The organism is Streptomyces sp. NPDC107454 (genome assembly GCF_055582885.1).
Genome location: NZ_JBVJPA010000020.1, coordinates 144,034 through 162,372, shown reverse-complemented (window position 1 = coordinate 162,372; position 18,339 = coordinate 144,034). Strand labels below are relative to the sequence as shown.

Below are 18,339 nucleotides of genomic sequence, written 5' to 3'. Positions count from 1 at the left end.
TGCCCCGGCGACCCGACCCGGAAGGGTCAGCGGGTCTCCTCGCCCTGGGCGATCTCCACCTCGTGATGGAAGGCGAGAACGCCGGTCGCCGCCGCGGAGGCCGAGACGGTCGCGCAGGCGACGAGGAGGAGGGCGATCCAGGAGGCGGCTCGGGGGCGGCGCCCGGGAGCCGCGAGAAGGGCCGCGACCCGCTGGGGTACGGGTCCGGTGGTCGCGGCGGCGGCGAAGTCGGGGCGGATGGAGCGGGCGGCCGTGGTGGCGAGGGCGGCGCGGGCGATGGCGCGCGCGGTCAGCCGCCGGTCCCCCACCGCCGTGGCGGCGGCCTCGTCCGCGGCGCGCTCGGCGGCGAGCGCGATGCTGTCGCGGACCGGGCGCAGCCCGGGATGGCAGTGCGCGGCGATCTCGGCCGCGACGAGGAAGCGGTGGTGGTTGCCCGCGTTGTGGGCCCGCTCGTGGGCGAAGAGCACCTCGCGCTCTTCGGGACAGAGGCTGCGGAGCATGCCGGTGGTCACGACGATGCGGTGCGGACGGCCCGGCAGCGCGTACGCGTCCGGGTGGGGCGATTCGATCACGCACAGGTCGCCCGCGGCCGGTCGGCGGTCGGCCTGGCTGCGGGCGGTGCGGAAGGCGCGCAACTGGCGCAGGGCGGAGCGTGCGAGGGTCGCGGCGCCGACGGTCAGGAGGCCGGTGGCCGCCGCCGCCAGGGGCAGCACGATCAGGTTCGACGGGGTGCGCAGGGGGTGGACGAGGTCACCCAGACCCGCCAGGACCGGCAGCTTGAGCAGGCCCGTGAGGAGCAGCGCGCCGAGCGCGGCCACGGAGGCGCCGGCCAGTACCAGGACCGTGAGGGTCAGTGCCCACAGGGCGGCGACCGGCGCGAGGCGGTCGAGGCAGCGGCGGGCCAGCCCCGGCAGCGCGAAAGGCAGCAGAAGCGGGACGAGCAGCGGAATGATCAGCAGAGTGGTCATTACTCACCCGATTCCAGTGGCTCACCCGATTCCAGAAGATCACGCAAAAGGCGCTCGTCGTCGGGGCTGAGCTGGGCGACGAACCGGGCGAGCGCCGTCTCCCGGTCCTTGTCCCGGTCGAGCTCGGTGTGCATGCGCCGGGCGGTGAGACCGTGCGGGTCCTGGACGGGGAAGTACGCGAAGCCCCGGCCCTGCCGCTCCCGGCCGACGATCCCCTTCTCATGCAGCCTGGACAGGATCGTCGTCACCGTCGTACGGGCCAGTCCCGAGCCGAGCTCCGTCTGGACGCGGCCCGGAGTCAGGGGCGCGCCGGCGGCCCAGAGGGCGGCCATGACGGAGGCCTCGAGCTCACCCGCCGGTCGGCGTTCGTCCTTCGCGCTGGTCATGGGAACGATCCTCACCCCGGTATCGTCTACAGTTCAGTAGACCGTCTACAGGATTGTAGTCACTCGGGTGCCGTCACCACTGCGCCCGCCCGTCCAGTATGAGAGGGCTCCCGGCGATGGCCGCACCTTTGTTCGCAGCGTCACAGCTCGGATCACAGCTCGGGTCGGAGCTGGCGGTGAACATCCTCAGCGCCCAGTCCCTGCTCGCCGCCTTCGGTGTGCTGGGTGTAGGCGTGGTGATGTTCGCGGAGACCGGGCTGCTGATCGGCTTCTTCCTGCCCGGTGACTCGCTGCTGTTCACGGCGGGCCTGCTGTGCACGGGGTCGGGCCACGGGGGGCTGAAGCTCTCCCTGGGGCCGCTGCTGGTCTGCGCCGCCGTGGGCGCGCTGGCCGGCTCCCAGTGCGGCTATCTCATCGGCCGCAAGGCGGGCGGCGCGCTGCTCGCCCGCAGCGGCTCGCCCCGGCTGCACGAAGGGGCCCAGCGCGCCGAGGAGCTGCTGGAGCGGTACGGCCACGCGAAGGCGATCGTGCTGGCCCGCTTCGTCCCGGTCGTGCGCACGGTGCTGAACCCGATGGCGGGCGCCCTCCAGGTCCCCGCCCGCACGTTCACCGTGTGGCAGGTCGTCGGCGGTCTCGTCTGGAGCATCGGCCTCACCCTCGCGGGCTACGCACTGGGCTCGTCGATTCCGAACGTCGACCGCTATCTGCTCCCGATCATCGCCGTGATCGTCATCGTGTCGCTGATCCCGCTGGCCGCCGAGTTCCGCCGCTCCCGCAAGGCCGCGACCGCGACCGCGACCGCGGAGAAGGGCGCCCAGGGATGATCCTCGCGTTCAACGGGTCGTCGATCGACGGCTCCACCTACACCTACGTGGTGAATCTCGCCCATGACTCCCCGTCCTGGCTGGACAGCCTGGTGTCCGCCTGGTCGACATACGGGCTGGCGCTGTTCGCCGTTCTCATGCTCGTGGGCTGGTGGCAGGCCCGTCGCGACAGCGCCCGGGCGGCGATGGTCGCGCTCGCGGTGCCGCTGATCGTCGTCGTGGCGTTCGGGGTGAACTCCCTGTTCAAGATGGTCGTGCGCGAGGACCGCCCCTGTCAGAGCCTGCACGTGAAAACGCTGGAGGCGTGTCCTGCGCCGGGCGACTGGTCCTTCCCCAGCAATCACACGGTCATCGCAGCCGCGGCCGCCGTGGCCCTGCTCTACGTCTCCCGTCGCCTCGGCACCATTGCCCTGCTGGGCGCCTGCCTGATGGCCGTCTCCCGGGTCTGGGTCGGCGCGCACTATCCGCACGACGTGGTCGCCGGTGTCCTGGTCGGCACGCTGATCGCGATGCTGCTGACGACCCTCCTGCGCAGACTCTCCGACCCGCTCGCCGGCCGGCTGACGGACTCGCGGCTGCTGCGGCCGTTGCTGGTCTCGGCGTAGGCCCACGGCTACGGCTACGGCTACGGCTACGGCTACGGCTACGGCCATGGGGAACAGGCAAGCGCCCTTCCGGAGCGGCTGAAGGAGGACCATGCGGCACACGATCCTGGTCGTCGAGGACGATCACGCCCTGCGTGACGTCCTGCTGCGCGGGCTGCGCGACGAGGGCTTCGACACCGTGCCCGCCCCGGACGGGGCGACCGCGCTGCGGCTGGCCGGGGACGACGTCGACGCGGCCGTGCTGGACGTCGGGCTGCCCGACGCGGACGGGCGGGACGTGTGCCAGGCGATCAGAGCCAATGGCTTCCTCTCGCCCGTCATCTTCCTGACCGCCCATCACCACCTCACGGACCGGCTGGCGGGCTTCTCGGCCGGCGGCGACGACTATCTGCCCAAGCCGTTCCACCTGACGGAGCTGGCCGCCCGGCTGCGGGCGGCGCTCAAGCGCAGCGGACCGCTCCCGGCCACCACCGCCGGGGACCTGGTCCTGGACCCGGTCGGGCACACCCTCACCGTCCAGGGCACCCGGGTCGGCCTCACTCCGACGGAGTTCCGGCTGCTGGCGGCGCTGATGGCGGGGTCCGGGGACATCGTCCGCAGGCGGGAGCTGATCAGGGCCGGCTGGCCGGAAGGCGCCCAGGTCAGCGACAACACGCTGGACCAGTACCTGACCCGGCTGCGCCGCAAGCTCCGGGACGGCGGCAGCGCGCTGGCCATCACCACGGCGCGCGGCATCGGCCATCGGCTGTCATGAAGACCCTGTCAGGCGGTGTCATGAGGGCCCTGGCAGCCGGCGCGAAGGCACGGTCATGAGGGCGTTCGCCGCACGATGGTGGCCGCGCACCCTGCGAGGCCGGCTCTCCCTGGTCGCGCTCACCACGGCGACGATCCTGATGGTGATCCTCACGGTCGCGTTCAACACGGTCGTACGCCGTCACCTCCAGCACCAGGCGGACGACGAGCTGCGCACCCGTGCCGCCGCCGTCGCCGCGACCGTCGTCACCGACGGCTCCCGGGTGCGGGTCCTGGAGACCCCGGGCGAGGAGCTCCTCGACACGAACGTGTGGATCTACGCGGGCGGCCGGCTGCTCGAGAAGCCCCCGTCCGCCACCGCCACCAGCCCGCTGACCCGCGCCGCCGGCCGGCTCGTGGCACGCGGCGCCCGGCACTGCGTCACCGTGCACAGTCACGACGAGGTACGGCTGTGCTCGCGCCCGGTGCCCGGTGGCAAGGGCGCCGCCACCGTCGTCACCGCACTGGACCTCTCCCCGTACCGCGGCTCGGCCGACACGATGCTCTTCGCGTCCCTCGCCCTCGACGCCGCGATGCTCGCCTGCACCTACGCGCTGACGCGGCTGGCGGTGGGCCGCGCCCTGCGTCCCGTGCGTTCGATGACCGAGCACGCCACCCAATGGAGCGCGATAGCCTCCCAGGAGCGCTTCGGCGCCGTGGCCCGTCCCACCGAGCTCGCCCAGCTGGGCGGTTCGCTGGACGCCCTCCTCGACCGCATCCGCGCGCTGCTGCGGCACGAGCAGCAGCTCACCCGGGAGCTGTCGCACGAGCTGCGCAACCCGCTCGCCCGGATCATCGCCGAGCTCGACTGGTGGGGAGCCCGCCCCCGCTCCGACGCCGACACCAAGGCCACGCACGCGGCGATAGCCGACGCGGCCCAGTCCATGCGCACGATCTGCGACACCCTGCTCGACGAGGCCCGTGACAGCGCCGCCACCGCGCCCGGCACGGCCGATGTGCTGCCGGTGCTGCACCGCCTGGTGGACCGCCTCGGCCCCACGAAGGCGGGCGTGGAGGTCGTCGTCACCGCCGGCGACGCGCGGTTGTCGGCCGGCGTGCCGGAAGCCCTTCTGGAGCGCATCGTCAGCCCGCTGCTCGACAACGCCCTACGGCACGCGCGCACCCGGGTCGAGATCCTGGCCCGCGCGCGGCCCGGCGGCGTGCACGTCGAGGTCGGGGACGACGGTCCCGGCGTACCGGCGTCGTTCGCGGCGCAGCTCTTCCAGCCCGGCCGGCGCGCCGATCCCGAGGACGGACACGGCGGAGCGGGCCTCGGGCTGCCGCTGGCGCGACGCCTGGCCCGCTCCGCCGGCGGGGAGGTGGACCACGACGGGCGGCGCACCCGCGGCGCGACGTTCGTGGTCACGCTTCCCGCGGGTTGAGCACGTCATCCGCCCGAAGACCCCTGCTCGCGGCCCCTACGGGAGGCTGAGCTCCCGCTCGGACTCGGTGACGTCCTTGCGGGTCATCGACAGGTACACCACCAGAGCGAGGATGACCGCGAGGAACAGCACGCTGGTGACCGTCGTGCCCAGGCCCAGGCCGCCGTCGCCGGTCGGCTGCGAGAGGTAGTCGCCCATCGAGGCACCCAGCGGACGGGTGAGGATGTACGCGATCCAGAAGCTCAGCACGGCGTTCAGACCGAGCGCGAAGTGCGCGACCGCCACCGCGGCGATGGCCAGGCCGAACAGGATCGCGGACACCCAGTATCCGAGGGCCATCTTCTCCGCGACGAGGTCACCGGCCGCGGTGCCCAGCGCGAAGGTGAACAGGACGGCCAGCCAGTAGTAGGCCTCGCGGGACACCGTGTCGATGCTGTGGATGGACAGCGTTCCCTCGCGGCGGTACCAGATGGCGAAGACGACGGCGAGGGCGACGGCGAACACGGTGGTGCAGGTCGTCAGCGACACACCCAGGTTGTCGGTGAGGTTGTCGCTGATCAGCGTGCCGACGACGCTGATCAGGGCCACGGCGAACCAGTACACGCCGGGCCGGTAGGCCTTCGTGCGGAACTGGACGACGAGGACCCCTATCAGCAGCGCGCTCATCAGCAGCGACACGCCGGTCAGGCCCATGCCCAGGTTCGAGTTCAGGAAGTCCGCCGCGGTCTCGCCGACCGTGGTGCACAGCACCTTGATGATCCAGAAGTACGCGGTGACCTCGGGAACCTTGTTCCAGCGGAGGCGGTGGCCGGGGGCCGCCCCACTGCGGACATAAGCCCCGGGCGTCTCAGAAGTCTCAGTCATGAGGCCGACCCTGTCAGCGGGACCCTGAACACATCCTGACTACCGGGTGGCGGGGGCGACCGGGACGAGCAGTGTGAACGTCGTGGGGTCGCCGTCCGACAGGAAGAGTCTGCCGCCGAGCGACACTGCCAGGTCTCGGGCGAGGGCGAGACCGATGCCCGTACCCCCGTTGCTGCCGCCGGTCCGTCCGCGCGCGAACAGTCCTTCCGGGTCGGCGGTGACCGTTCCCTCGTCGGCGACGCCGAAGGCGAGGGCGTCGTCGAGGTCGCGGACCGTGACACGGACGCTGCCCCGGCCGTGCGTACGGGCGTTGTCCAGGAGGACGCCGAGGATCTCGGCGACGGGCCCGCCCGGCACCAGGACGTCGGCCGGGGCGTCCTGGACTCCGCAGTCCAGGCGCCTGCCGTCCTGGGCGAAGAGCCCGTGCCACCGGGCGTCGGTCTCCGCCAGGAGGTGGAGCACCGGCCGGTCCGGCACGACCGCGCCCGGCGGGCCGGGCGAACCCGCGAGCCGCAGCACCTCCTCCACCGTGTCGTGCAGCCGCCGGGTGGCTTCCAGCGCCTCCTCCAGTGCGGGGCGCAGCCGGGCGTCGTCCTGCGCGAGCCCCGCCTCCAGGGTGAGCTGCAGCCCGGTCAGCGGGGTGCGCAGCTGGTGGGAGGCGTTGGCGGTGAAGTCCTTCTCGTGGCGCAGGAGTTCGGAGAGGCTGTGCAGCATGTCGTTGTGCGTGCGGGCGACCTGGTCGATCTCGGCGATGATGCTGGGCGCGGCCCGTGCGGTCAGGTCGCCCTCCATGACGGCGCGGCAGTGCCGGGAGAGGCCCTCCAGCGGTGCGGCGAGCGCCCGTGCCTGACGCCGGGCGACGAGGACGGCGACGGCGAGCGCGAACACGGCCGCGCCGAGCAGGACCGCCCAGTCCACCAGGACACGGTTCCTGACGGCCGACATGGCGGAGGAGGCCCGTACGACACCGATGACCTGTTCGGCGTGCGAGACGGGCACGGCGACCACGAGCTCACCCCCGCTCTGGGTCCGCGCGATGACACCACGGAACGCACGGTGGACCGCCGCGTCCCCGCTGCGGGGCCCGGTGCCGGTGTGGAGCCGGGATTTCGGGTCGTACAGGCCGAGACGTTCGCCCGGTCCCGGCGGGGGCAGTTCGGCGGGGTCACCGGTCGCGTAGTCGGGGTTCACGCGTACGGCGGCGGCCAGGGCGGCCCGTTCGAGGGAGTCCCGCTGGTCGGCGTAGAGGGTGGCCCGGACGGCGAGGACCAGCGGGATCGCGAGGAGGACCAGCGCGACCAGCACCGCGGTGACGGCCACCCTCACGACACGCTGTCTCATGCCCCTCATGATGCGGGGCGGTCATCGGATCACGCGGGGCGGCCACGCGCTTTTGCCGTCGTCTAACCCTCGCCGTGCGGGGCGTTAACCGGGCCGCTCCTAACGTCGGTGCCATGACCGTCCGGTCGGATCCGCACCGGTTCGGCAGGGGTTTCCAGGAGGGCAGTGGCCATGGCACGCGTACGTACCGTCCGTAGTCCCGGGATCGTCGGGCTCGTACTCGCCGCGGCGGTGACCGCCGGATGCTCCGGTTCGAGTTCCGGTCCCCCTGCCGCCTCGCACGCGTCCTCCGGCTCGGGCTCGGGCTCCGCCACCGCGGCCGGTGCAGCCCCGGCGCCCACCGAGTCCAATCCGCCCGGTGACATCCCCGACAACCAGGCGTACGTCGCCTTCCGGCCGTCGGGCGGCGGGTTCACGGTGAAGGTGCCCGAGGGCTGGGCCCGTACCGGCCAGGGCGCTACGACCGTCTTCACGGACAAGCTGAACCGCGTCGAGATCGCCACCGCGTCCGCCTCCTCGGCGCCCACGCGCACCTCGGTCGGCTCCGAGGTCGTACACCGACTGCGCGGCCAGGTACCGAAGTTCAGCGGCCCCAAGGTGTCGCAGGTGAACCGGCACGCCGGAAGCGCGGTGCTGCTGAAGTACCAGGGCGACTCCGCGGCGGACCCGGTCACCGGCAAGGTCGTGCGCGACGCCTTCGAGCGGTACGCGTTCTACCGGCGGGGCCACGAGGTGGACCTCACCCTGTCCGGGCCCGTGAACGCCGACAACGTGGACCCGTGGCGCATGGTCACCGACTCCTTCTCGTGGAAGTGACCGTGAGCGCCATGCCGACCCGGCCGGGCACCGCGCCCGTCCGCACCTACCAGGCATCCCACGACGAGGCCCTGACCGCCCGGGAGCTGTACCGCTTCTTCCGGGCCGGGGAGGAGGAGACGCTCGCACTGCGCGGGGTGTCCCTGCGGGTGCGGCGCGGCGAGACGGTCGCCGTCGTCGGACCTTCCGGCGCGGGCAAGTCCACGCTGCTGTCCTGCCTGGCCGGTCTTGACGAGCCCTCCGGCGGCGAGGTGCGGGTGGCCGGCGTACGCATCAGCCACCGGCCGGAGACCGAGCGCGCCCGGCTGCGGGCCCAGCACATCGGCGTACTCCTGCAGACCCGCAACCTCGTCGCCCACCTGAGCGTGCGCGACAACGTCCGGCTGGCGCACAGCGCCGTACGTGGTCGTCCAGCCGTGTCCGCACGGGCGTTGCTGGACGAGGTGGGGCTCGCGGGGCGGGCGCACGCGCTGCCCCGTCAGCTGTCCGGCGGTGAGCTGGCCCGGGCCGGGCTGGCCGTCGCCCTCGCCAACTCCCCCGCCGTCCTGCTGGCGGACGAACCGACCGGCGAGCTCGACGGGGGCACGGAGCGACTGATCCTCCAGATGCTGCGCGACCGCGCCGCGCTGGGCTGCGCGGTGCTGATCGTCACGCACAGCGCGGAGGCCGTACGCGTCGCCGACCGGGTGATCGCGCTGGACGACGGGAGGGCCCACGATGTCTCCGGATGAGCCGACGGCCGTCCCGGACGACATGCTTGTCGTCTGCCGGGACGCCGCTCTCACCTTCGGGCGGGGCGCGAACGCGGTCGTGGCGGTGCACGGCGCGCACCTGCGGGTGCGGGCCGGGGACCGGCTGGCGATCGTCGGCCCCTCCGGGTCGGGCAAGTCTTCGTTGCTGCATCTGCTGGCCGGACTCGAACAGCCCACCAGCGGCACCGTCACGCGGCCCGGCCTGACCGGTTCCCAGGACATCGGTCCCCGCACAAAGCCCGACGATCGCAAGTCGGCTCCCGGGCCCGACACCAGACGTGACATCGGACTGGTCTTCCAGGGGGACAGCCTGATCCCCGCCCTCGACGTCGTCGAGAACACCGCGCTGCCGCTGGTGCTGGCCGGGGTGGCGGACCCCGACGCACGGCGAACGGCCCTCGCGGCCCTTGCCCAGGTCGGCGCCGAAGACCTCGCCGAGCGGCTACCGGAGGAGATCTCCGGCGGCCAGGCCCAGCGTGTCGCCGCCGCCCGCGTCCTGGCCCAGGCCCCACGGCTGATCCTCGCCGACGAACCGACCGGACGGCTCGACCACACCACCGGCGGCCATGTCCTGGACGCCCTGCTCACGGCGGCCGACCGCACGGGCGCGGCCCTCGTCGTCACCACGCACGACCCTGCGGTCGCCGCACGGCTCAGCACCCGGCTGACCATGCGCGACGGCCGGTTGCTCACGGCGGAGACCACCGGGGACCCGCAGGACACGACGGAGGAAGCGTCATGATCACCGCCTGGGCGGGCGGTCTCGCCCGCCACCGCACCGGCCGGCTGCTCGCCGCTCTGGCCGGCATCGCCCTGGCCGTGGCCCTGATCGCCTCGCTCGGTTCCTTCCTCACCGCGTCGAAGGCGACGATGACGCAGCGTGCCGTGCGCTCGGTCGCCGTGGACTGGCAGGTCGAGGTCCAGCCGGGGGCCGATCCGGCCGCGACGCTGTCCCTGGTGCGGAAGACGCCCGGCATCAAGACGGCCCTGCCCGTCGGCTTCGCGCACAGCGGCGCGTTCGTGGCCACCGTGCGGGGCAGCACACAGACGACCGGCCCCGGCATGGTCCTCGGCCTCCCCGACGGCTACCAGCAGGCCTTCCCCGGCGAGATCCGCCCGCTCACCGGCCGCACCACCGGCGCCCTGCTGGCCCAGCAGACCGCCTCCAACCTGCACATCGCCCCCGGCGACACCGTCGGCATCCGGCTCCCCGGCACCGCCGTGCGCCGGGTCCGGGTGGACGGCGTGGTCGACCTCCCGCAGGCCGACTCCCTCTTCCAGCGGGTCGGCGCCCCCGGTCAGACCCAGCCCGCCGCGCCCCCGGACAACGTCGTCCTGCTCCCCTCCGCCGTCTTCGCCTCCCTCACAACGCCCGCCGCCACCACCCAGATCCACGCGGCCCGCGACGCGAAGCTTCCCTCCGACCCCGCCGGCGCCTTCAGCTCCGTGACCCGCGCCGCCCACAACCTGGAGGCCCGCGCCTCGGGCGGTGTGATCGTCGGCGACAACCTCGGCGCCGCCCTCGACTCCGCCCGCCAGGACGCGCTGTACGCGCAGATCCTCTTCCTCTTCCTCGGCGTGCCGGGCGCGCTCCTCGCCGCCGCGCTGACCGCCGCGGTCGCCGCGGCCGGGGGCGAACGCCGCCGCCAGGAGCAGGGCCTGCTGCGCCTGCGCGGGATGCACCCCCGCCGGATCGCCACCCTCTCCGGACTCGAAGCCGCCCTGGTGGCCGTCACCGGCGGCGCCGCCGGGCTCGGCATCGCCGCGCTGACGGGCCGCGTCGCCTTCGGATCGGCCTCGTTCGGGACGACGACGAGCGCGTGGCTCCTCTGGTACGCCCTCGCCTTCGTGCTCGGCGCCGCCGTGGCCTCGGGCGCGGTCCTCCTCCCCGCGCTGCGCGATCTGCGCACGGTGACGGTCGCCGACACCCGCAGGCAGGAGCGGCGGCCGGGTTCGGTGTGGTGGATGCGGTACGGCCTCGACCTCGTCCTGCTGGTCGGCTCCTGGCTGATCTTCCGCGCCTCGTCCGGCAACCAGTACGCCCTGGTGCTCGCCCCGGAGGGCGTGCCGAGCATCTCCGTGTCGTACTGGGCGTTCCTCGGCCCGGCGCTGCTGTGGATCGGCGCCGCCCTGCTGCTGTGGCGGCTCACGCTCCTCGCGCTGACGTACGGCCGTCCCGTACTGACCCGGCTGTCGCGGCCGCTCGCCTCGAACCTGGCGGGGACCACGGCCGCCGTCCTCTCCCGGCGCCGCCGTCCACTGGCCCGCTCGGTGGTGCTGCTGGCGCTCGCGGTGTCGTTCGCGATCTCCACGGCAACCTTCAACTCGACCTACAGGCAGCAGGCCGAGGTCGACGCGCGGCTCACCAACGGCGCCGACGTCACGGTCACCGAACCGCCCGGCGCGCGGATCCCGCCGAGCGGGGCCGACGCGCTGAAGATCTCCGGCGTACGTCGGGTCGAGCCGCTCCAGCACCGGTTCGCCTACGTCGGCTCCGACCTCCAGGACCTCTACGGAGTGCGCCCCGACTCGATCGCCTCGGCCACCTCCCTCCAGGACGCGTACTTCTCCGGCGGCGGCGCCCGCGCCCTCATGAACCGGCTCGCTCAGCGCCCGGACGGACTGCTGGTCAGCGCGGAGACCGTCAACGACTTCCAGCTCTCGCCCGGCGACACGGTCAACCTGCGGATCCAGAACACCCGGACCAAGGCGCTGCGCACGGTGCCCTTCCACTACGTGGGCGTCGCCAAGGAGTTCCCGACCGCGCCGAAGGACAGCTTCTTCGTCGCCAACGCCTCCTACGTGGCGAAGGCGACCGGCAGCGACGCGGTGGGCGCGTTCCTGCTGGACACCGGTGGTACGCACCAGAAGCAGGTCGCCGCGCGGCTGCGTCACCGGCTGGGAACCGCTGCCACCGTCACCGACCTCACCCAGACCCGTGGCACCGTCGGCACCAGCCTGACCTCCGTGGACCTGGCCGGGCTCACCCGTATCGAGCTGGCCTTCGCGGTGCTGCTCGCGGCCGGGGCGGGCGGGCTGGTCCTGGCGCTCGGGCTCGCCGAACGCCGCCGGACCTTCGCCATCGCGACCGTGCTGGGCGCCGGGCCCCGGCAGCTGCGGGGCATGGTCCTCACCGAGGCGATCGTGCTGACCGTGGGGGGCCTCGCGGGCGGCGCGCTGATCGGCTGGGCGCTGTCGGAGATGCTGGTCAAGGTCCTGACCGGTGTCTTCGACCCGCCGCCGGCCGCTCTCGCCGTCCCCGGCGGCTATCTGACGCTGACGGCCTGCGCCGCGACGGCGGCCGTCCTGATCGCGGCCCTCAACGGGGTACGCCGCGCGGCCGGACGCCCCGCCGTCGAGGAACTCCGCGATCTGTGACCGCCACTTCGAGCCACAGGTCGGCCTCCGGCCCCCGCACGCCCGCCTCCGGCCCTGCACGCGCCGCCGGCCCTACGCTGCCCTTCATGCGAACGCCCGCCCCCGCACCGGACCGCCGTCACTTCGGGCGACCGCGTGTCCTCGTCGTCGAGGACGACGACACGATCGGCCGTCATCTGGAGTCGGGCCTGCGCAGCAACGACTACGCGCCGACGTGGAACCGGACCGGTGCGGGCGCCCTCGCGGAGTCCGCGCGGTCGTCGTACGACGTGCTGTTGCTGGATCTGGGGCTGCCGGACATGGACGGTCTCGACGTGGCCCGCACGCTGCGCGCCCGCTTTCCCGAGCTGCTCATCGTGATCCTCACCGCCCGCACCGACGACATCGACGTCATCGCGGGGCTCGACGCCGGAGCCGACGACTACCTGGTGAAGCCGTTCAGTCTGACCGTGCTGCTCGCCCGGCTCCGGGCCCATCTGCGCCGTCGGGCCATCGCCGGCCCGCCGCAGGAGCCGATCCGGCTCGGCGACCTGGTCGTCGACATCACGGCACGCCGCTGCACCCTGCACGAGGACGAGATTCCGCTGCGGCCCAAGGAGTTCGAACTGCTCGCCGTGCTGGCCCGGAACGTGGGCGCGGCCGTCTCGCGCGAGACGCTGATGGCCGAGGTGTGGGACGAGAACTGGTTCGGCTCGACGAAGACGCTCGACGTCACCATGGCGGGACTGCGCCGCCGGCTGACGGACACGGCGTCCCGTCCGTCCCGCACACCGCGCATCACGACCCTGCGGGGGCACGGTTACCGGCTTGAAGCGCCCTGAGGTGCCACGGCATTCGGCGAGCGCCGACAGGGGGGCGGCGCCGGAGCCCCGGAGGGACCGGAGTCCCGGAGGGATCTTGCGGCGGGCTCAGAGGACCTTGCGGCGGGCCAGTACGGCCAGTGCCAGCAGCCCGGGGATCAGGGGCAGCCACACCGTCAGGAGCCGGTAGCCGAGAACCACCGACGCCGCCGCGCTGCCCGGGACTCCGGCCAGCGAGAGGGCCACGGCGAGCGCCGCGTCCAGGGAACCGATCCCACCGGGCGTGGGCAGGAGGACGGCGGCGCTGCTCGCGGCGAGGTAGGCCAGCGCCACCTGGACCGGGGGGAGCGGCAGTTCGAGGGCCTGGGCCACGGCGACGACCACGGTGGCGTGCAGCGCGGCGAAGGCCAGCGAGCCGCCCCACAGCGCGGCCGCGCGCGCCGGGACCTCGTGCACGGCACGGACGTCGGCCAGCACGGCCCGCAGCGCGCGCCGCAACGGCCCGCGCAGCAGTACGGCGGCGGCGACCATCACGGCGAGCGCGATCGCGACCACCGTCGCCGAGATGTGCGGCAGACGGAGGAGGCCGGGGCAGGCCAGCGCGAGCACGGCGATCAGGAGGCCGCGCGAGACGGCCCCGGCGGTGGCCTTCACACCGAGCGCGGTCGCCGACCTGACGACCGGCAGACCGCACCGGGTCAGGAAGCGGAGGTTGACCGCGCCCGCGCCGAGGCCCGCGGGCAGCACATGGTTGGCGGCGGAGGCCGCGAACTGGACGGCCACCAGCTGCCCGGCGGGCAACGGCCGGGTCACCGCCCCTTGTTGGGCGAGCGCCGAACACACCCAGGTCGCCACGGTGGCGACGGCCGCCACGAGCAGCCAGCCGCGGTCGGCGACGGCCAGCCGGCCGGCGCCGGTCGCGATCATCGGCCAGTGGCGCCGGCCGAGACAGACCGTGCCCACCATGACGGCGAGGGTCACCGCGGCGTGCAGGGAGACCCGCCTGCTCACGGCTGTCGCGGTCGGCGTCCGGGTGCCGGGCGGAAGGACGGTCATGTCGCCCCGCCTCCCTGGACGGCGGGGGCGACGTACGCCATCAGATGACCGACGCGGTGCGCGTGCCACGTGCGGGCGTACGCGGGCGGCTTCTCGCCCGGTGTGGTGAGCACGCCGACCGGGATCCGCTGTCCGGCCCGCACTATGGCGCCGGCGGTGGTGTTGGCGTTGTTTCCGCCGGTGTCGACGGAGGAGCAGCCGGCGTAGAAGGCGACCGGGACGTCCTCGTAGCCGGTCAGCATGCAGGGCGGCTTCACCCCCAGCCGGTGCAGCTCCGTCGCGGCGTCGGCCCAGTCCTGATGGGAGACGGTGGTGCCGTGCACGGTGCGCTCCAGCACCGCGAACTGCACGGCGAGATGCCCGGCCAGGCCGAGCGTCACCAGGGTGACGGCCACCGGTCGCCAGGCGCCGCGGGGCGCGGTCAGCAGGTGGATCAGGCCGTCGGCGACCGGGATGGCCAGCAGGATGTACACGGGCAGCAGGAAGCGAGGCGCCGCGTATCCGATCATGAAGAGGTACGGGAAGCCCGCCGTCACGGCGCAGGCCAGGAGCAGCAGGCTGCTCACCCCGCGCCGGGCCCTGACGGCGATCACCGCTCCGAGGACGGCCACGACGGGCAGCGCGAACCACCACAGCAGCACCGGCGGGGCTGGCATCGCCCCGGTGCAGGGGCGGCACAGGACGCGCCCGCCGAGGCTGCGCAGCTGGTCGCCGACGGCGATGTTCCACCCCAGGCCGCCCTGGACCTTGGAGCCGTCGGAGAGCCGCTGGGTCAGGCCGCCGTAGCTGACATACGCCTCGACGACCCACTCGCCCCCGCCGGCGACCAGGCCCGCGACGAGCGCCACCAGCACCCGCGGGCGCCGCCAGCGGCGTACGCACACGACGAGGAAGAGCAGCGGCACGGTCACGTAGACCGCGTCGGTGGGCCGCATCCACGCCATCAGCGCGGCGCTCAGGCCCACGCCCCACAGCGCCGCCCTGTCGAACCGGTCGGCCTGGGCGCGCAGGAAGCAGCCGACGCAGGCCAGGGCGCCGATCGCGACCCAGTAGTTGGGCATGGCCTGCGGGCCGTAGAAGAGGGTCACCCAGAGCGTGGCGAACAGGGCGCCCGCCGCCGCCAGTACCCGCATGGGGAACAGTCCGCGCCAGACGCGCAGCGCGACGAACAGGCCGAGTCCGGAGAGCACCGCGAGATAGACGCGCAGCAGGTCGGTGGACGAGGACCAGGACGCGATCGGTGCCACCAGCAGCGGCACGCCGCGGGCGCGGGGGGCGCTGAAGAAGGCGGCGGGGGCATGTGAGCCGACCTGGCTGACGTAGACGGTCTCGTCCCAGCCGAGCCCCATACCCGGCCGTACGAGGAGCAGTTGGGCCAGGGTGAAGGCGCCCGCAACCAGGGCGAGCCACTGCTGACCGTGCGGCCGTCCGGAGACGCGCCCCGTCGAGGGCGGACTGTGGCGATGGGCGCCGAGGAGCGGAAGGTTCACGGTCTTGGCCATCATCCACCCTTCGCCCTACAGTCTGTAGGGCCCTTCACCCTACAAGACGTAGGGTGAAGGAGGAAGTTGCGCAAAACACGGTCAAATTACCGTGGATCGAGCGGGGACGCAGTCCGGGGACACACCCTCGCACCGCCCCTGGGCGCACTCGCACGCCCTCACCACCCCCCGCACCCCTACGCGCTGTAAGGTGACGGACATGGCTCGCACAGGCCCCCACGGCAGAGCGGAACGACGCAACGCCGGTGAGCTGGAGAGTGAGGTCCTCGCCGCCCTCTGGGCCACCGACAAGGCCCTCACCCCCGCCGACATCCAGGGTGAGATCGGCGGCAACCTCGCCTACAACACCGTTCACACCATCCTCAAGCGCCTGTACGACAAGGGTCTGGTCCTGCGTGACGTCGACGGTCGACGCGGCGCGTACCGGCCCGCCAAGAACGCCGCCGAACTGACCGCCGCGGCCATGCACGAGGCGCTCGACCGGGGACCCGACCCGATCGCGGCCCTCCAGCAGTTCGTCACCGGCCTGAGCCCCCGGGAGGAAGAAGCCCTGCGGGATCTCCTCGGGGGGAGCGGGATGTGAGGATCGACGTCTACATCCCCCTCGTCCTGCCGCTGCTGCTGACGGCTGTCGCACCGCAAGTGGGCCTCAGGGTCTCCCCCGCGCTGGCCGCCCGGGTCCTCACCATCGCCGCCGTGCTGGCCGCCACCGCCTCCACCTGGGCGCTGCTCCTGCTCGCCGCCACCCTGGTCAACGAGGCGCCGCACGTGGCCACGGAGGCCGGCGAGGACGGGCGGCGGCTGCCCGAACCGGTCCCGGTGGCGATCGCCGTCGCCGCGATCATGCTCCTGTGGCTGATCGGCTTCCGGCTCGTTCGCGCCCTGCGCGCCCACTACGCGACCCGCCGCGTCCTCGCGCGGCTGTGCGAGGGACATCCGCCCGACAGCGAACTCATCGTCGCCGCCTCCTCGACGCCCCGGGCCTTCGCGATCCCCGGCACGCCGGGCCGGATCCTGGTCACGGCCGCCATGCTCGGCGCGCTGGAACCGGCGGAGCGGCGTGTACTGCTGGCCCACGAGCGCGCCCATCTCGCCCACCGCCACTCGGTGCTGACGACCGCCGTGACCCTGGCCGCCGCCGCCAACCCGGCGCTCGCACCCGTGCGCACCACCGTCGCCTTCCTGGTGGAGCGCTGGGCCGACGAGGAGGCCGCGCGGCGCGTCGGGGACCGCCGTACCACCGCCCGCGCCCTCGCCCGGGCCGCCCTTGTCGCCCAACGCGCCCGGCCGGGCTGCGCCCTGAGCTTCTCCGAACACGCGGTCACCCGCCGCATCGCCGCCCTGCAGACGGCCCCGCCGCCGAACCTGTGGTCCATCGGCGTGGCCGTCCTCGCCCTGGGCGCCCTGCCCGCGTTCGGCGCGCTGGACGCCACCGGCGATCTGCTGCGCCTGCTCGGCGAGAGCCTGCCGCTGTAGGCCCTGCCGGGGCCTGCCCTTCGGATCGGGCCCGGCTCGCCGGGCTCAGGTGGCGAGCGTCCTGCGCTCCCGCAGGTGGGCGTAGCCCATGAGACCGACGAGCACCGCGAACAGCACGGCCGACGAACCCGCCGTACCGAGGTCGAGTCCGCCCTTGGCGGTCGGCTTGGTGAGGAAGTCGCCCGCGGTCGCGCCGAGCGGACGGGTGAGGACGAAGGCGATCCAGAACAGCAGCACGTTCGGCACCACGGGAACGCGCATCAGCGCGACGAGGACCGCGAGCAGCCCGGTGACGAGCAGCGCGCCGCCCGCGTAACCGAGCCCGGAGCTGTCCGACAGGAAGTCGCCCATCGAGGTGCCGAGGGTGTTCGACACGAGGATCGCCGACCAGAAGAGGGCCTCGGCCCGGAAGGTCACGATGTCGCGGATGACGAACGTCATCCCCGTGAACTTCCAGACGGTGAAGATCACGACCAGCAGCGAGATCAGGATCGCGGCGCCCGCGGGGTACCCGAGACCCAGGCCCTGTGGACCCCAGCCCAGCGAGGTGGCCCCGTCGGAGAGGTACTTGGCGCTGGCGTCACGGTTCATGAAGTCGGACATGGTGGTGCCCGCCATGCTGGTGGAAAGGATCACCGTCCAGTAGAAGAAGGGGTTGTACCGGCGCGACCTGAGCTGCACGACCAGCGTGACCACGAAGATCAGGAACAGCAGGATCGTGGTGAGGAAGTAGCCCAGCTTGAGGGTCTGCGCGAAGAGGTCGCCCGCGGTCTCGCCCAGTGTCGTCGCGGCGATCTTCATGATCCAGAAGGCCAGGGTCACCTCTGGCAGCTTCTTCATCACGGAGGCGCCGAGGTCGGCGACTTGGGGGTCGGCCGCAAGGTCCGTCTTGTCCAACGTTCGCTCCTGGGGGGTGCGTCGACGTCCCCCCAGGGCCACGGCCGAAGGAGGCCGCGTGTCCGTCGGCTCAGTGTTGCGCATGCCTGCGCGCCACGCCGATCAACGCGGCAGTCGCCGCCTGAACACATCCTGAACGCGCGATCACGCCTCCGGGAGCTCGTCCCGCGCAGGCACCCCTCACAGGTTCCTGGATGATCCGCTACGGCTCAGTGGGCCGGCCGGGTGAGAAGCGCCAGGGCGCGGACGTGGGCGACGTGGGCGGTGGCGGGCAGTCGGGTGAGCAGTTCGCGGGCCCTGCGGGCGTAGTCGTCGGCCATCGCGTGCGCGGTGTCCAGGGCCGCACCCAGGCCGGGCCTCGGGGCAAGGTTCGGCGGTGGGTGGGGTGTCCTTGTTGGGTGGTTCGGTCATGGAGGCTCCCCCGTCACCCGCTCGCGTGAGCGTGGCGATGGACGCACCTCAACAGACCCGCCACCCCGCCGGAACGGCTCGCGCGCATC

Annotated in this window: 18 protein-coding genes; 11 read left to right on the top strand and 7 right to left on the bottom strand. The window is 73.2% G+C overall.

Features of this window, described 5'->3' with window-relative positions; translation table 11 throughout:
• Nucleotides 1-26: 26 nt before the first annotated feature.
• A complete protein-coding gene (locus ACZ69M_RS41095) occupies nucleotides 27-968 on the bottom strand; it encodes a M48 family metalloprotease (RefSeq protein ID WP_470058169.1) in 942 nt (313 codons plus the stop codon).
• Nucleotides 968-1,354: a BlaI/MecI/CopY family transcriptional regulator gene (locus tag ACZ69M_RS41090; protein ID WP_470058167.1), complete on the bottom strand. Its 387-nt coding sequence runs from the start codon at nucleotides 1,352-1,354 to the stop codon at nucleotides 968-970. Before ACZ69M_RS41090 ends, ACZ69M_RS41095 begins: the two co-directional genes overlap by 1 nt.
• 116 nt (nucleotides 1,355-1,470) lie before the next feature.
• On the opposite strand from ACZ69M_RS41090, the gene ACZ69M_RS41085 reads away from it, so the two are divergent.
• The 4 genes from ACZ69M_RS41085 (at nucleotide 1,471) to ACZ69M_RS41070 (ending at nucleotide 4,957) form a co-directional block, all read left to right on the top strand.
• On the top strand, nucleotides 1,471-2,178 hold the full coding sequence (locus ACZ69M_RS41085) for a DedA family protein (protein WP_470058165.1): 708 nt from the start codon (nucleotides 1,471-1,473) through the stop codon (nucleotides 2,176-2,178).
• Nucleotides 2,175-2,783 (top strand): phosphatase PAP2 family protein, encoded by a 609-nt coding sequence (locus tag ACZ69M_RS41080; protein ID WP_470058163.1) that lies wholly within the window; start codon nucleotides 2,175-2,177, stop codon nucleotides 2,781-2,783. Before ACZ69M_RS41085 ends, ACZ69M_RS41080 begins: the two co-directional genes overlap by 4 nt.
• A 91-nt stretch (nucleotides 2,784-2,874) precedes the next feature.
• Nucleotides 2,875-3,537, top strand: a complete 663-nt coding sequence (locus ACZ69M_RS41075) for a response regulator transcription factor (protein ID WP_470058162.1) — start codon at nucleotides 2,875-2,877, stop codon at nucleotides 3,535-3,537.
• A gap of 55 nt (nucleotides 3,538-3,592) precedes the next feature.
• The gene (locus ACZ69M_RS41070) at nucleotides 3,593-4,957 is read left to right on the top strand and encodes a sensor histidine kinase (RefSeq protein ID WP_470058160.1); all 1,365 of its coding nucleotides are present in this window, start codon (nucleotides 3,593-3,595) and stop codon (nucleotides 4,955-4,957) included.
• Nucleotides 4,958-4,993: 36 nt separating this feature from the next.
• Here ACZ69M_RS41070 and ACZ69M_RS41065 read toward each other — a convergent pair whose 3' ends face one another.
• Together ACZ69M_RS41065 and ACZ69M_RS41060 are read right to left on the bottom strand one after the other, a co-directional pair.
• The gene (locus ACZ69M_RS41065; protein ID WP_352044647.1) at nucleotides 4,994-5,821 is read right to left on the bottom strand and encodes a COG4705 family protein; all 828 of its coding nucleotides are present in this window, start codon (nucleotides 5,819-5,821) and stop codon (nucleotides 4,994-4,996) included.
• Nucleotides 5,822-5,860: 39 nt separating this feature from the next.
• Entirely contained in the window at nucleotides 5,861-7,162 is a 1,302-nt protein-coding gene (locus ACZ69M_RS41060) for a HAMP domain-containing sensor histidine kinase (RefSeq protein ID WP_470058156.1), read from the bottom strand.
• Nucleotides 7,163-7,333: 171 nt separating this feature from the next.
• Here ACZ69M_RS41060 and ACZ69M_RS41055 point away from each other — a divergent pair, with 171 nt between their 5' ends.
• From ACZ69M_RS41055 to ACZ69M_RS41035, 5 genes are all read left to right on the top strand, one after another.
• Nucleotides 7,334-7,978, top strand: coding sequence for a hypothetical protein (locus ACZ69M_RS41055; protein WP_470058154.1), 645 nt, complete (start codon nucleotides 7,334-7,336; stop codon nucleotides 7,976-7,978).
• 11 nt (nucleotides 7,979-7,989) lie between these two features.
• Nucleotides 7,990-8,709 carry an ABC transporter ATP-binding protein gene (locus tag ACZ69M_RS41050; protein WP_470058219.1) on the top strand — a complete coding sequence of 240 codons (720 nt, stop codon included), beginning with the start codon at nucleotides 7,990-7,992 and terminating at the stop codon, nucleotides 8,707-8,709.
• On the top strand, nucleotides 8,696-9,472 hold the full coding sequence (locus ACZ69M_RS41045; RefSeq protein ID WP_470058153.1) for an ABC transporter ATP-binding protein: 777 nt from the start codon (nucleotides 8,696-8,698) through the stop codon (nucleotides 9,470-9,472). The genes ACZ69M_RS41050 and ACZ69M_RS41045 overlap by 14 nt, the downstream gene beginning before the upstream one ends.
• Nucleotides 9,469-12,108 (top strand): ABC transporter permease, encoded by a 2,640-nt coding sequence (locus ACZ69M_RS41040; protein WP_470058151.1) that lies wholly within the window; start codon nucleotides 9,469-9,471, stop codon nucleotides 12,106-12,108. Before ACZ69M_RS41045 ends, ACZ69M_RS41040 begins: the two co-directional genes overlap by 4 nt.
• A gap of 86 nt (nucleotides 12,109-12,194) precedes the next feature.
• Complete coding sequence (locus ACZ69M_RS41035) at nucleotides 12,195-12,929, top strand: response regulator transcription factor (protein WP_470058149.1); 735 nt, start codon at nucleotides 12,195-12,197, stop codon at nucleotides 12,927-12,929.
• A gap of 87 nt (nucleotides 12,930-13,016) precedes the next feature.
• Here the strand turns inward: ACZ69M_RS41035 and ACZ69M_RS41030 are convergent, their stop codons facing one another.
• Together ACZ69M_RS41030 and ACZ69M_RS41025 are read right to left on the bottom strand one after the other, a co-directional pair.
• Nucleotides 13,017-13,964 carry a lysylphosphatidylglycerol synthase transmembrane domain-containing protein gene (locus ACZ69M_RS41030; protein WP_470058147.1) on the bottom strand — a complete coding sequence of 316 codons (948 nt, stop codon included), beginning with the start codon at nucleotides 13,962-13,964 and terminating at the stop codon, nucleotides 13,017-13,019.
• A complete protein-coding gene (locus ACZ69M_RS41025) occupies nucleotides 13,961-15,466 on the bottom strand; it encodes a hypothetical protein (protein WP_470058217.1) in 1,506 nt (501 codons plus the stop codon). Before ACZ69M_RS41025 ends, ACZ69M_RS41030 begins: the two co-directional genes overlap by 4 nt.
• A gap of 199 nt (nucleotides 15,467-15,665) precedes the next feature.
• Here ACZ69M_RS41025 and ACZ69M_RS41020 point away from each other — a divergent pair, with 199 nt between their 5' ends.
• Entirely contained in the window at nucleotides 15,666-16,049 is a 384-nt protein-coding gene (locus tag ACZ69M_RS41020) for a BlaI/MecI/CopY family transcriptional regulator (protein WP_470058145.1), read from the top strand.
• Nucleotides 16,046-16,942, top strand: a complete 897-nt coding sequence (locus ACZ69M_RS41015) for a M48 family metalloprotease (protein WP_470058143.1) — start codon at nucleotides 16,046-16,048, stop codon at nucleotides 16,940-16,942. Before ACZ69M_RS41020 ends, ACZ69M_RS41015 begins: the two co-directional genes overlap by 4 nt.
• Nucleotides 16,943-16,987: 45 nt before the next feature.
• Here the strand turns inward: ACZ69M_RS41015 and ACZ69M_RS41010 are convergent, their stop codons facing one another.
• Entirely contained in the window at nucleotides 16,988-17,839 is an 852-nt protein-coding gene (locus ACZ69M_RS41010; protein ID WP_470058141.1) for a COG4705 family protein, read from the bottom strand.
• Between the last annotated feature and the right edge of the window lie 500 nt (nucleotides 17,840-18,339).

Bases quoted from the DNA above. Each gene is read 5' to 3' on its own strand.
- ACZ69M_RS41055 (WP_470058154.1), top strand. From the start codon at position 7,334: ATGGCACGCGTACGTACCGTCCGTAGTCCCGGGATCGTCGGGCTCGTA.
- ACZ69M_RS41095 (WP_470058169.1), bottom strand. From the start codon at position 968: ATGACCACTCTGCTGATCATTCCGCTGCTCGTCCCGCTTCTGCTGCCT.
- ACZ69M_RS41045 (WP_470058153.1), top strand. From the start codon at position 8,696: ATGTCTCCGGATGAGCCGACGGCCGTCCCGGACGACATGCTTGTCGTC.
- ACZ69M_RS41070 (WP_470058160.1), top strand. From the start codon at position 3,593: ATGAGGGCGTTCGCCGCACGATGGTGGCCGCGCACCCTGCGAGGCCGG.
- ACZ69M_RS41050 (WP_470058219.1), top strand. From the start codon at position 7,990: ATGCCGACCCGGCCGGGCACCGCGCCCGTCCGCACCTACCAGGCATCC.
- ACZ69M_RS41075 (WP_470058162.1), top strand. From the start codon at position 2,875: ATGCGGCACACGATCCTGGTCGTCGAGGACGATCACGCCCTGCGTGAC.
- ACZ69M_RS41080 (WP_470058163.1), top strand. From the start codon at position 2,175: ATGATCCTCGCGTTCAACGGGTCGTCGATCGACGGCTCCACCTACACC.
- ACZ69M_RS41025 (WP_470058217.1), bottom strand. From the start codon at position 15,466: ATGGCCAAGACCGTGAACCTTCCGCTCCTCGGCGCCCATCGCCACAGT.
- ACZ69M_RS41040 (WP_470058151.1), top strand. From the start codon at position 9,469: ATGATCACCGCCTGGGCGGGCGGTCTCGCCCGCCACCGCACCGGCCGG.
- ACZ69M_RS41030 (WP_470058147.1), bottom strand. From the start codon at position 13,964: ATGACCGTCCTTCCGCCCGGCACCCGGACGCCGACCGCGACAGCCGTG.
- ACZ69M_RS41020 (WP_470058145.1), top strand. From the start codon at position 15,666: ATGGCTCGCACAGGCCCCCACGGCAGAGCGGAACGACGCAACGCCGGT.
- ACZ69M_RS41085 (WP_470058165.1), top strand. From the start codon at position 1,471: ATGGCCGCACCTTTGTTCGCAGCGTCACAGCTCGGATCACAGCTCGGG.
- ACZ69M_RS41060 (WP_470058156.1), bottom strand. From the start codon at position 7,162: ATGAGACAGCGTGTCGTGAGGGTGGCCGTCACCGCGGTGCTGGTCGCG.
- ACZ69M_RS41035 (WP_470058149.1), top strand. From the start codon at position 12,195: ATGCGAACGCCCGCCCCCGCACCGGACCGCCGTCACTTCGGGCGACCG.
- ACZ69M_RS41065 (WP_352044647.1), bottom strand. From the start codon at position 5,821: ATGACTGAGACTTCTGAGACGCCCGGGGCTTATGTCCGCAGTGGGGCG.
- ACZ69M_RS41090 (WP_470058167.1), bottom strand. From the start codon at position 1,354: ATGACCAGCGCGAAGGACGAACGCCGACCGGCGGGTGAGCTCGAGGCC.